Genomic DNA, 11,710 nt, shown 5'->3' with positions numbered 1-11,710 from the left:
CGCGGCGCGCGTGGCGGCGCGCAGGCCGGCGCGGCACGGAATCGGGCACCGGCCCGGCCTCGATGTGGTGCGTCCCCGGCGCAGGCAGGCGCGCCGGAGCGGGGTTCAGTTCAGCAGGAAGCGCTGTACGCCGGCGCTGCCGTGGGCCGTCCCGCCCGTGCCCAGCGGGGCGTCCGGCACCCAGCCCTCGGGGGTCAGGATGGCGTCGAGCGGAAAATCGTGCGCGGCGGGCGCGTAGTCGTCGGGCAGCAGGCCTTCGGTCCAGGCAACGCCGATCGTGATCGGGTCGATGCCCTGATCATGCAACGCCGCCAGGGTGCGGTCGTAGTAGCCGCCGCCGTAACCCAGACGATCGGCCGCCAGGGTGTACCCGAGCGTCGGCACCAGGATCACGTCCGGCTGCACCACGGCGCCATCGGCCGGTTCGGCGATGCCGTGCACGCCCGCGCGCATGGCGGCGGCAGGGGTCCAGAGACGGAATTCGAGCGCAGCGTCGCGCTGCGCGATCACCGGCAGGCAGACCTCGTATCCGGCCAGCACCCATTGCTCGAGCAGGGGGCGCAGATCGGGCTCGTCGGCCAGGGGCCAGAACGCGGCGATGCGCTTGAGCGGTTGCCCGGCCTCGGCCAGGGCCTCGCGTGCCAGATTGGACCAGGTGAACAGCCGGGCGCGCATGAGCAGAGCGCCACGGGCGCGCGCCTCTTCGGGCAGCGCGGCGCGGGCCTGGCGCAATCGCGTACGTAACGCGACTGCGGTATTCTCTGCATAATTTTCGTTGTGCATGCGGTTCGGCAGGGGGGCTGGCTATGGATCAGGCAATCAGGCAACAGAAGCAGGTGCTTGAGTCGCAAAGGTATCAGAAATCCGCCGGCGGGGCGCAGCTCCCCGCGTGGCGTCGCGCCTTGCCGATTCTCACCCTGTTTACGGCCGCCTGTGCGCCCGTCGATGCGCAGCAGCGCGCCCAGGCGCCCGCCGCCGCGGAGCCCGCCGCGCTCACCTTGCAGTCCAGTCTGCCCGACGATCAGGCCCGCCGCCCCATCGCCGTCCCGGCCGCCGTGCTGGCCGGTCTGCCGCCGTCGCCCGACACCGCCGCCTCGCAGGCCGTGGTGGCGGCGCGCGAGGCCAACAACCGCAAACAATGGTCGGTGCTCGCGGCCATGGTGCCGCAGGCCAAGGGCGATGTGCTCGCCATCTACCCCGAATACTGGTTGCTGCGCTACCAGCTCTGGAGCCCGCCGGGCGGCAAACGCCCCGTGGCCGAGCTCAACCGCTTCCTGAACGCCAACGCGGGCAGCTATCTCGAAGACCGTTTGCGCGGCGATTGGATTCAGGCGGCCGCGCGCAGCGGCGACTTCGAAACCATCCGCAAGCTCGCGCCCGTGCAGGCCGGTAATTCGCAGGTGCAGTGCGCCACGCTGCTGGCGCGCCACATGACCGGACAGCGCGCCACCGCCGCGCAGGCGCAGGCCGCATTCGGTTCGGGTTCGCAGTGCTGGTCGCTCTACGACCAGCTCGTGGCCGATGGCGTGCTGGGCTGGGACCAGATCCAGCCGCAGATGCGCGATGCGCTCGAGGTCAATCGCACCACCGATGCGCGCAAGCTCGCGACGTACATCTTCGAGCCGCAGGACATGAAGACCTACGACGCGATGATGAAAGACCCGATGAAGTGGCTGGTGCGCCAGGACAAGTCGCCGGTCGGCCGCAACGAAAAAGAGCTCGTCGGGCTGGCCCTGGCGCGTCTGGCGCGCGGCGACATCAGCGTGGCCGATTCGTATCTCACGCGCGAGTGGTCGCGCCATCTCGCCAAGCCCTATCAGGCCTGGGTGCGCGGCCAATACGCGCTGGTGGCGGCCATCAATCTCGATCCGCGCGCCGACGCGTGGTATCGCGAGGCGGGTCATATCGCCATGACGGACAACAACCACGCCTGGAAGGTGCGCTCGGCGCTGCGTCAGCCGCGCATCGACTGGCCGTGGGTCATCGCCTCGATCAACACCATGACGGCGGACCAGCAGGCCGAGCCGGTGTGGGTGTACTGGAAGGCGCGCGGCGAGCTCGCGCTCGGCCGCAAGGACGAGGCCCAGCGCGGCTTTGCCAGCATCGCCGACGGCTTCGACTTCTATGGTCAGCTGGCCACCGAGGAGCTCGGCCGCCGCATCACGGTGCCGGCACGCCCGGCCGCCGTCACCGACGCCGAGATGGCCGAGGCGCGCGCCAATCCGGGTCTGCAACGCGCCATCTATATGTTCCGCATGGGCTGGCGCGCCGAGGCCGTGCCCGAATGGAATTTCTCGATTCGCGGCATGACCGATCGCCAGCTGTTCGCCGCCGCCGAGCTGGCCCGCGCCGAGGGCATCTTCGACCGCGTGGTCAACACCTCCGAACGCACTCAGCGCGAGTTCGACTTCACGCAGCGCTTCATCGCGCCCTTCGAGGGCAAGGTCAGCGCCAAGGCGCGCGCCATCGAGCTCGATCCGGCCTGGGTCTATGGCCTGATCCGCCAGGAATCGCGCTTCATCATGGATGCCCGCTCGCACGCGGGCGCGTCGGGCCTGATGCAGCTCATGCCGGCCACCGCCAAGTGGGTGGCGGGCAAGATCGGCATGCAGGATTTCACGCCCGGCAGCGTGAATGATTTCGACGTCAACACCGAGCTCGGCACGCAGTATCTGAACATGGTGCTGCGCGATCTGGATGGATCGCAGGTGCTGGCCAGCGCGGGCTACAACGCCGGGCCGGGCCGTCCGCGCAACTGGCGCGCGACCTTCACGCATCCGGTCGAGGGCGCGGTGTTCGCCGAAACCATCCCGTTCCACGAAACCCGCATCTACGTGAAGAGCGTGATGTCCAACGCGGTTTATTACGCCGCGCTCTTCAGCGGTCAGCCGCAGTCGCTCAAGGAGCGCCTGGGCAAGATCGTGCCGCCTTCGGTGGTGGCCGCCAAGGCAGGGCAATGAGCGCGGGCGCTGCGCACGCCGATCCCGCCATCGATGGTCTGCAGGTGTACATCGTGGGCGGCGCGGTGCGCGACGAGTTGCTCGGCCAGCCCGCGGGCGACCACGATTGGGTGGTGGTGGGCGCATCGCCGGCCGACATGACCGCGCGCGGTTTCCTGCCGGTGGGCGGCGATTTTCCGGTGTTCCTGCATCCGCGCACCAAAGAGGAATACGCGCTTGCGCGCACCGAGCGCAAGTCGGGGGTGGGCTACAAGGGCTTCACCTTCCACACCGGCACCGACGTCACGCTCGAACAGGATCTGCAGCGGCGCGATCTCACCGTCAATGCGATCGCGCGCACGCCCGAGGGCGAGCTGGTCGATCCGCTCGACGGTCAGGCCGATATCCGCGCGCGCATCCTGCGTCATGTGGGGCCGGCGTTCGCCGAAGATCCGGTACGGATCCTGCGCCTGGGCCGCTTCGCCGCGCGCTTCGGCGAGTTCGGCGTGGCCCCCGAAACGCTGCGGCTCTGCCGCGACATGGTCGAGGCGGGCGAGGCCGACGCGCTGGTGCCCGAACGGGTCTGGAAAGAACTCTCACGCGCGCTCATGTTGCCGCGCCCCGCACGCATGCTGGAGGTCCTGGCCGAGACCGGCGCGCTGCCGCGCGTCATGCCGCAGCTCGAAGCCTGGCGCGAGGCCGCGGCCGATCTGGATCGGGCCGCGGACGCCGGCCTGCCGCTCGCGGGCCGCTACGCCCTGATGAGCCGTCATGCCACCGATCGCGATGGCTTGTCGCAGCGACTGCGCGTGCCGACCGAATGCGCCGATCAGGCGCGTCTGCTGCCGGCGGTGTTGCAGGCGCTGCCACAGGCGGAGCAAGCCGCTGCGCGGCTCGCCCTCATCGAGCAGTGCGACGGGCTGCGCAAGCCGCAGCGATTCGTCGAGCTGCTGCAGGCGGCGGCGGTGGTCACGCCGGTGGATGTGCCGGCCTGGCAGACCGCGCTCGACGCGGTCCGGGGGGTGGATGCCGGCGCCATCGCGCGCGCCTGCGCCGGGGATCCGGCGCGCATCAAGCCGGCGCTGCACGAAGCGCGGCTTCAGGCGCTGGACGCGCTTCAGCGTTGAGGTGAGCGGGCCGCGCGGGCCGATTTAGCAGGCCGCACTTTGCCAGCCGCGCCTGGCCGGCCGCACCTCGCCAGCCGCACTCCTCACAGCGCGCCGCGGCGGTCGCCCCGGCGAAAGCCCGTCAGGCCGCCGGGGATATCCCGGCCCACCGCCAGCACCTTGAACAGCTCGCCCATCTCGGCTTCCGACAGCAGCTTCTGCACCGGGGCGGCCAGCTGTGCATAGGCGCGGGTATCCGAGGGGTCGATGCGCGCGAGCGCTTCCAGCACACCGGCATTCATCAAGAAGCGCGCCTGCGAGGTGTACCCCAGCACGTCGAGGCCGCCCTCGAGCGCCGCATCGGCCATGGCCGTGAAATCGACGTGGGCCGTGATGTCCTGCAGCCCGGGGGCGACGAACGGATCGGCGTGCGCGTGGTGGCGCAGGTGGCACATCAGCGTGCCGCCCGCGCGCTGCGGGTGGTAATACTCGTGGCGCGGAAAGCCGTAGTCGAACAGCAGCGCCGCGCCGCGCGCGAGCCATTGCCCGACGCCGCGCATCCAGGCCTCGGCCTGCAGATTGATCTCGGACACGTATCCCGGTAGCGGCGGCATGCGCGGGGTCACGGCCTGGGTCAGCGCCGCTTCGGCGGGCCGGTCGGCCCACACGAAGTCGCCGTCGGCATCCAGCGCCACGCCGCGCGCCATGACTTCGGCCTGATCGCTCCAGGCGAAGAGCTGCACCGGCATGGCGTCGAGCACTTCGTTGCCGAGCACACAGCCCACGAACTGCTCGGGCAGGGTGTCGAGCCATTGCACCTGGGCGCCGAACGGCGCGAGCCGCGCCTGCTGGCGAGCCCGCAGGTCGGCCGAGACCTCGACGATGCGGTACTGCGCCTCGATGCCCTGCGCACGCAGCGCCGTGAGCACCGCCTCGGCGAGCGCGCCGGTGCCGGCGCCGAACTCGAGCACCGTGTCGCCTTCGCATTGGGCCAGGACTTCGGCGACCTGCCGGGCCACGGTGTGGCCGAACAAGGGCGTGAGTTCGGGGGCGGTGACGAAGTCGCCCGTGGGCAGACGGCGCGCCCGGGCTTCGGTCGCCGGCGCGAGTTTTTCGGCGCCCGCGGTGTAGTAACCCAGGCCGGGGGCGTACAGGGCCTGAGACATCCAGGCATCGAACGGCAGCCAGCCGTCGTGGGCGCGCACGCGGTCGCGCAGATGATCGCCCACGCGCTGGCTATGGGCCGCGCTGGCGGGATCGAGGTCGGGCAGGTTGGCAGGTGAGGATCGCATGAGCGCTATTTTCCCATGGGCGCACAAAGCAAAACACCCCGCCGGGGCGGGGTGTTCATCAGGCGTCGAGATGCGGCGCAAGCGCCGCGTCACGCTCAGCCGCGGCGATCGGCCGACTTGCCGAAGCGCTTGGGCGCGCCGCCGGGGCCGCTGCGCTTGGCGAAGCTGGGACGGTCACCGAAGTCACGCTGGGGACGATCACCGAAGCTGCGTTGCGGGCGGTCACCGAAGCTTTGCGGGCGGTCGCCGTCGCGCTGCGGGCGGTCGCCGAAGCTGCGCTGCGGACGATCACCGAAGTCGCGCTGGGGGCGGTCGCCGTACGGACGCTGGGGACGGTCACCGAAGTCGCGCTGGGGACGATCGCCGAACGGACGCTGGGGACGGTCGCCGAAGCTGCGCTGGGGACGATCACCGAAGTCACGCTGCGGACGGTCGCCATACGGACGCTGGGGACGATCACCGAAGTCGCGTTGCGGACGATCGCCGTACGGACGCTGGGGACGGTCACCGGCATCGCGCTGGGGGCGGTCGCCGAAGCTGCGCTGGGGACGATCACCGAAGTCACGTTGCGGACGGTCGCCGTACGGACGCTGGGGACGGTCGCCAAAATCACGCTGCGGGCGATCACCGAAGTCGCGCTGCGGGCGGTCGCCGAACTCACGCGGAGGACGGTCGCCGAATTCACGCGGCTTGCGGTCGAAACCACCGGGCTTGCCATGACGCGGGCCACCCTTGTTGAAGCGGCCACCGCCACCACCGGTGCTCGGACGCGGCGTGCGTTGCGGTTCCAGACCGGCGATCACTTCGGGCGTGATCGACTGGCCGATGTAGTGCTCGATACGGCGCACCTTGTGGCGCTCCGAGTGCGTGGCCAGCGTGAACGCCAGACCATCGCGGCCGGCACGGCCGGTACGGCCGATACGGTGCACGTAGTCTTCGGCTTGCAGCGGCAGGTCGAAGTTGACGGCGTGGGTGATGGCTTGCACGTCGATACCGCGGGCGGCGACGTCGGTGGCCACCAGGATGCGAACCTGGCCGCGTTGCAGCTGGCTCAGGGTGCGCGAACGCTGGCGCTGGTTCATGTCGCCGTGCAGGGCAGCGGCGGCGAAACCTTCGTCGGCCAGGCGGTCGGCCAGATCATCGGCGCCGCGCTTGGTGGCGGTGAAGACGATGGCCTGATCCATGCGCACATCGCGCAGCACGTGGTCGAGCAGACGGCGCTTGTGGTCGGCGTCGTCGGCGTACAGCAGGCTTTGCGTGATGTTGGCGTGCTTGTCGCGGTGGCCGGCGATCTCGATGCGCTGGGGATCGCGCATCATCTTTTCGGCCAGGCGGGCAACGCTGCCGTCGAGCGTGGCCGAGAACAGCAGGGTCTGGCGCTCGTTGGGCAGACGGCTGATGATGGTTTCGATGTCTTCGATGAAGCCCATGTCCAGCATGCGGTCGGCTTCGTCGAGCACCAGGGTGTGCACGGTGTTGAGCTTGACGCGACCAGCCTTCAGGTGGTCGATCAGGCGGCCCGGCGTGGCGACGAGCACGTCGACACGGCGCGACAGCGCCTTGAGCTGCGCGCCGTAGGGCATGCCGCCCACGACGGTGGCGGTACGCAGGCCCGGCAGATTGCGGCCGTAGGAGCCCGTGGCTTCGGTGACCTGGAGCGCGAGTTCGCGGGTCGGGGTCAGCACCAGCACCTGCACGCCGGTACCGGCGTTGGCCGGCATCGAGGCGATGCGGTTGAGGGCGGGCAGCATGAAGGCGGCGGTCTTGCCGCTACCGGTCTGCGACGAGACCATGAGATCCTGGCCGGCCATGGCTTGCGGGATAGCGGAGGCCTGGACGGGCGTGGGTTCGGTGAAACCGGCTTCCTGAAGGGCCGAGAGAATAGTGGGCGCCAAGCCCAAGTCTGCGAAAGACATAGCTTTTCCTTGCCGCGTGATGCGGCGCATTCCTGCATGGACGGGCTGGCCGATCTGACGGCGCCGGATACCAGGCAGCGGTTGATGGAGCATCGTGCCGACCGAATCAACCGTGCGCGTAGTGCGATCCAATGAGGCGATCGCGGGGCGAAAGGAAAGAGGTCAGGAAGCGATGAGCTTCGGCATGAGGCCGGGGACGTACTCTGTGTAGCCCGGGCTGACTGCGGATACGCGTATTGAGCGTGTGAAAAATGCCGAATCTGTTTGGTGCAGCGCAGCGATCATAACGCGAATTCGCGCTGTTGGGCAATTTTTTTACGAGTTGATGTCCAGTCAATTAGGGTTTTGCCTTGTGTCCCCAACCAGCTGTTCACCTGGGAGAAGTGTCCGTTGCCCAGGAAAGGCACCGGGGGACGGCTCGCCGACAGGGGCGAGGGGTGGTTGGATTGCAACACCAGATGATTGTGGCCCGGCGGCAACAGCGCCGCCTTGGCCTGGGCGTGCGCTCCCCACAAGAGAAACGCCTTGGGCTGCGGGTCGGCCGCCACCTGGGCCATGATCGCATCCGTCACGGTTTCCCAGCCGCGCTTGGCGTGCGAACCCGCCTGACCGTCCTCGACGGTGAGCGAGGTGTTCAGCAGCAGCACGCCCTGGCGCACCCACGCGCTCAGGTCGTGGCCCAGCGGCCCCGCCTCGGGCGCCTCGCGCAGGATTTCCTTGAAGATGTTGCGCAGGCTGGGCGGACACTTGCAGTCGTCGGGCACCGAGAACGCCAGGCCCTGGGCCTGGCCCGGGCCGTGATACGGATCCTGGCCCAGGATGACCACGCGCACGTCCTGCGGGGCGAGCTCGGCGAGCGCGCGCCACGGCGTGGCGGGATACACCGTCGCGCCCTCGGCCAGGCGCTGCTCGACGTGGGCCGTGATAGCCGTCAGCGCCGTGGCCGCCGGACCGCGCTGCAGGGTGTCGCGCCAGGGCGCGGGCAGGGCGGCGAGCTGGGTGCTCAGGGCGCCCGGCTGCAGGCGGTTGTCGTGCAGGGTGGCGGGCGAGGGCATACGGGGCGTGCGGGTCGAGGGCATGGCCGGAATTGTGGCATGCCCGCCGGCTCAGTTGGCCGGCGGCGGCAGGGCCTGCAAAAAGCGGCGCAGGATGCCGGCCGAGTAGACGCTCGCCACCTCCTGCAGAAAGCGGCGGAAATCCACCGTGGCACTGTTGTCGGCGCGGTCCGACACCGTGCGCAGCACCGCGCAGGGCACGCCGAACTCATGACAGACCTGCGCCACCGCGGCGCCTTCCATTTCGACGCACAGGGCATCGGGCAGTTCGGCGCGCAGCCGCGTGAGCGTGGCGAGGTCGCCGACAAAGCAATCGCCGGTGGCGATCGGACCGCGCCGCACGGCGGGTGCGACGGCGCGGCCGTGGGCGTAGGCCGACAGAAAATCCTCGGCGCAGTGCGCCAGCAGCTCGGTCAGGGCCGCCTCGGTGCTGAAGTGCGTGCGGCCCAGCATCGGCACCTCGTAGCGCGCGAACAGCGGGCGCGCGTCGAGATCGTGCTGCAGCAGGGTGTCTCCGATGACCACGTCGCCCACCTGCACCTGCTCGTGAATGCCGCCCGCGACGCCGGTGAATACGACGGCGCGCACGCGGAACTCGTGCAGCAGCATGGCGGTGGTGGCGGCCGCGGCGACCTTGCCGATCCGGGTGAGCGCCAGCACACAGGGCTGGCCGCGCAGGACGCCCACGTGATAGTCGCGCATGCCGAGGCGCCGCACCGTGGCGGTCGGGCCCATTTCGGCCAGCAATTCCGTGATTTCTTCCGGCAGCGCGGCCAGGATTCCCAACATGACGTTCTTCCGTGGGCAGCGGCCCGGCTGATGACAGCTGCGCATTATGCCCTCGCCGGCGCGAAGCAGCCGGCGCGGGAAGGCGGGCGGCGCTCACCTCGAGGGGCGCGGCCCACGCATCCGGGCAAGGACGCGACGGCTCACTGCCAGAGCAGGGCGTCGAGCGCTTCGACCAGGCGTTGCCGATAGCGTGGCAGCAGCGCGATCACGTCGTCGCGGCGGGTCTGCCAGGCCGCCTCGCCGGCGTCGGCCTCGGCACGCGGCTGGGCCCAGATGGGCGCCGGAAAGTGCCGGTCTTCGCGCCAGCGCGGGATCACGTGCCAGTGCAGATGGGGCACCATGTTGCCGAGCGACGCGAGATTGATCTTGTCCGGATGCAGCACGTCGCGCTGCACCTGTTCGACGGCCCACACCGCGCGCATGAGCGCTTCGCGCCCATGGGTGGACAGGCTCGTCATTTCGGGGATGTGCCCCTGCCAGATCACACGCGCGAAGCCCGGGTAGTCGGGCTCGTCGACCTCGACCACGCGCAGATGCGCGCCCCGCCACAGCAGGGTGCCGCCGTCTTCGTTGCAGAGCGGGCAGGCGGGGTCGTGCGCGCTCATACGAGCACCTTGCGGTATTGAATGAAGCCGGAGCGATCGGCGATGCGGTCGTAGAGCTGCATGGCGGTCTGGTTGCTCTCGTGCGTGAGCCAGTACACGCGCGCCGCGTTGTTGGCCTGGGCATCGGCATACACGCGCTCGATCAGCGCGCGGCCCACGCCGCGGCCGCGCACGTCGGGCGCGGCGAACAGATCCTGCAGGTAGACGTAATTGCCGGTGGTCCAGGTTGAGCGATGGTAGATCCAGTGCACCAGGCCGACGGCGCGTTCACCGTCGAAGGCGAGGGCGCAGTGCATGGGCTCGGCGGGATCCAGCAGGCGTTCCCAGGTGGTGCGGGTAACGTCGTCGGCGATGTCGACCTTGTAGAAGGCCTGGTAGCCCTTCCAGAGCGGCAGCCAGAGGTCGAAGTCGGCCTGCGTGATGGTGCGGATGTCGAGAGCGGAGGTCATGGGCGTGTCCTGGGAGGGGGTCAGAGCTTGTCTTCGAGAGCCTGGACGATATGGCGCAGCACCTGCAGGCGCGCATAGCGCTTGTCGTTGCTCGACACCAGATGCCAGGGCGCGTCGGGCATGTCGGTGCGCGCGAGCATTTCGTTGGCGGCCTGCGCGTAGTCGGGCCACTTTTTGCGGTTGCGCCAGTCGTCGGGCGTGATCTTGAACTGCTTGAACGGCGTGCGTTCGCGCTCCTTGAAGCGCTGCAGCTGCACGGCCGGCGTGACCGCCATCCAGAACTTCAGCACGATGGCGCCGTGGTCGGTGAGCTGGCGTTCGAAATCGTTGATCTCGCCATAGGCGCGGCGCCAGTCGGCGGGCGCGGCGTATTTCTCGACGCGTTCGACCAGCACGCGGCCATACCAGCTGCGGTCGAAGATCGCGATGCGGCCCTGGCGCGGCACGCGGCGCCAGAAGCGCCACAGGTACGGCCGGGCCAGCTCTTCGGGCAGCGGCGCGGCCACCGGGGTGATCTCGAACTGGCGCGCATCGAGCGCGCGCGTCACGCGCCGGATCGCGCCGCCCTTGCCGGCGGCGTCCTGGCCCTCGAAGGCCAGAATGAGCGAATGCGATTTGAATCTGTCGGAGCGCACCAGGCGCGCGAGCTGGCCTTGCAGCATACCCAGCTCGAGCTCGTAGTCGTGCTTTTCTTCGCGGGCCTCGTAGTCGAGTTCGCCCAGGCGATCCGGAATCCGCCCGGGGCGCACCGATTGCAGCGCGAACGCCCGCGTCGCGCGCGGAATCGCGCGGCGCTTCATGGTGGCCAGCACGGCCTCGGCCGTGCGCACCATGCGCATGTTGGCGTCGGCGCTCGGAATCACGACCCAGGGCGCGTGATCGGTGTCGGTGTGCGCGAGCGCCACCTGGCCGGCATCGCAGATGCGGTCGTAGTGCTTGCGCACCTTGCGGTCGGCCGGCGTGATTTCCCAGGCGGTCTCGGGACTGGCCAGCAGGCGTTTGATCCGGCTGGATTGCGCATCCGCCGACAGGTGATACCAGAGCTTGACGATCTGCACGCCCTCGGCGGCCAGCAGGGCCTCGAAGCGCCGGATCTGCGCCGCGCAGGCCTCGATGCGTTCGGGGCGCTGTTTCTTGCGTGCCGCCTCCTTGAGCAGCGGCACGTACCAGGAGCCGAACACGATGCCCGTCTGTCCTTTGGCGGGCAGCTCGTTCCAATAGCGCCAGAACGCCGGACGCGCGTTGTCGTCGCGATCGGGCGGGCCATAAGCCAGCGTATGGATATGGCGCGGGTCCATCCATTCGTTGAGCTGATTGATGGTCTCGCCCTTGCCCGCGCCGTCGATGCCGGCCACCACGATCAGCAAGGTGCGATCGGCGCGCTTGAGCCGGTCGTACTGCGACCGCAGCAAAGCCACGCGCAAGCGGCTTTCCTGGGTTTTGAAGTCTTCCTTGGGCAGAACGGGATCGGCTTGCGCTTCGGCGAACATCATCGGTACACGGCGGATGGGAAAGCGGGGGACTCGCGATCGGCCGATGTTGCTGGATAACCGGCAGGG

At 69.4% G+C, this 11,710-nt stretch carries 10 protein-coding genes; 2 read left to right on the top strand and 8 right to left on the bottom strand.

What is annotated here, in order from left to right; all coding sequences use genetic code 11:
* Positions 1–105 precede the first annotated feature (105 nt).
* Entirely contained in the window at positions 106–783 is a 678-nt protein-coding gene (locus CAL25_RS23835; RefSeq protein WP_094804711.1) for a 5-formyltetrahydrofolate cyclo-ligase, read from the bottom strand.
* A gap of 23 nt (positions 784–806) precedes the next feature.
* Here CAL25_RS23835 and CAL25_RS23830 point away from each other — a divergent pair, with 23 nt between their 5' ends.
* Positions 807–2,960, top strand: a complete 2,154-nt coding sequence (locus CAL25_RS23830; RefSeq protein ID WP_094804709.1) for a transglycosylase SLT domain-containing protein — start codon at positions 807–809, stop codon at positions 2,958–2,960.
* Positions 2,957–4,066 (top strand): CCA tRNA nucleotidyltransferase, encoded by a 1,110-nt coding sequence (locus tag CAL25_RS23825; protein ID WP_094804707.1) that lies wholly within the window; start codon positions 2,957–2,959, stop codon positions 4,064–4,066. The genes CAL25_RS23830 and CAL25_RS23825 overlap by 4 nt, the downstream gene beginning before the upstream one ends.
* A gap of 83 nt (positions 4,067–4,149) precedes the next feature.
* On the opposite strand, the gene CAL25_RS23820 is transcribed toward CAL25_RS23825, so the two are convergent.
* The 7 genes from CAL25_RS23820 to pap all read right to left on the bottom strand — a co-directional run bounded on the left by CAL25_RS23820 (position 4,150) and on the right by pap (position 11,641).
* On the bottom strand, positions 4,150–5,337 hold the full coding sequence (locus tag CAL25_RS23820; RefSeq protein WP_094804705.1) for a class I SAM-dependent methyltransferase: 1,188 nt from the start codon (positions 5,335–5,337) through the stop codon (positions 4,150–4,152).
* Between the two features lie 95 nt (positions 5,338–5,432).
* Entirely contained in the window at positions 5,433–7,253 is a 1,821-nt protein-coding gene (locus CAL25_RS23815) for a DEAD/DEAH box helicase (RefSeq protein WP_170948588.1), read from the bottom strand.
* A gap of 281 nt (positions 7,254–7,534) precedes the next feature.
* Positions 7,535–8,332 carry a uracil-DNA glycosylase gene (locus CAL25_RS23810; protein WP_249279216.1) on the bottom strand — a complete coding sequence of 266 codons (798 nt, stop codon included), beginning with the start codon at positions 8,330–8,332 and terminating at the stop codon, positions 7,535–7,537.
* Between the two features lie 27 nt (positions 8,333–8,359).
* Positions 8,360–9,097, bottom strand: coding sequence for a 5'-methylthioadenosine/adenosylhomocysteine nucleosidase (locus tag CAL25_RS23805; protein WP_094804699.1), 738 nt, complete (start codon positions 9,095–9,097; stop codon positions 8,360–8,362).
* Between the two features lie 140 nt (positions 9,098–9,237).
* Positions 9,238–9,702 carry an HIT family protein gene (locus CAL25_RS23800; RefSeq protein ID WP_094804697.1) on the bottom strand — a complete coding sequence of 155 codons (465 nt, stop codon included), beginning with the start codon at positions 9,700–9,702 and terminating at the stop codon, positions 9,238–9,240.
* Positions 9,699–10,151, bottom strand: coding sequence for a GNAT family N-acetyltransferase (locus CAL25_RS23795; RefSeq protein WP_094804695.1), 453 nt, complete (start codon positions 10,149–10,151; stop codon positions 9,699–9,701). Before CAL25_RS23795 ends, CAL25_RS23800 begins: the two co-directional genes overlap by 4 nt.
* Before the next feature lie 20 nt (positions 10,152–10,171).
* Positions 10,172–11,641, bottom strand: coding sequence for a polyphosphate:AMP phosphotransferase (pap, locus tag CAL25_RS23790; RefSeq protein WP_094804773.1), 1,470 nt, complete (start codon positions 11,639–11,641; stop codon positions 10,172–10,174).
* Between the last annotated feature and the right edge of the window lie 69 nt (positions 11,642–11,710).

This window comes from Bordetella genomosp. 5, assembly GCF_002261315.1.
Taxonomy (GTDB): Bacteria; Pseudomonadota; Gammaproteobacteria; order Burkholderiales; family Burkholderiaceae_B; genus Bordetella.
Note: the sequence above shows the minus strand (reverse complement) of the source record. Positions and strands in the feature narration are given on the sequence as shown.

Bases quoted from the DNA above. Each gene is read 5' to 3' on its own strand.
- CAL25_RS23835 (WP_094804711.1), bottom strand. From the start codon at position 783: ATGCACAACGAAAATTATGCAGAGAATACCGCAGTCGCGTTACGTACG.
- CAL25_RS23830 (WP_094804709.1), top strand. From the start codon at position 807: ATGGATCAGGCAATCAGGCAACAGAAGCAGGTGCTTGAGTCGCAAAGG.
- CAL25_RS23825 (WP_094804707.1), top strand. From the start codon at position 2,957: ATGAGCGCGGGCGCTGCGCACGCCGATCCCGCCATCGATGGTCTGCAG.
- CAL25_RS23820 (WP_094804705.1), bottom strand. From the start codon at position 5,337: ATGCGATCCTCACCTGCCAACCTGCCCGACCTCGATCCCGCCAGCGCG.
- CAL25_RS23815 (WP_170948588.1), bottom strand. From the start codon at position 7,253: ATGTCTTTCGCAGACTTGGGCTTGGCGCCCACTATTCTCTCGGCCCTT.
- CAL25_RS23810 (WP_249279216.1), bottom strand. From the start codon at position 8,332: ATGCCCTCGACCCGCACGCCCCGTATGCCCTCGCCCGCCACCCTGCAC.
- CAL25_RS23805 (WP_094804699.1), bottom strand. From the start codon at position 9,097: ATGTTGGGAATCCTGGCCGCGCTGCCGGAAGAAATCACGGAATTGCTG.
- CAL25_RS23800 (WP_094804697.1), bottom strand. From the start codon at position 9,702: ATGAGCGCGCACGACCCCGCCTGCCCGCTCTGCAACGAAGACGGCGGC.
- CAL25_RS23795 (WP_094804695.1), bottom strand. From the start codon at position 10,151: ATGACCTCCGCTCTCGACATCCGCACCATCACGCAGGCCGACTTCGAC.
- pap (WP_094804773.1), bottom strand. From the start codon at position 11,641: ATGTTCGCCGAAGCGCAAGCCGATCCCGTTCTGCCCAAGGAAGACTTC.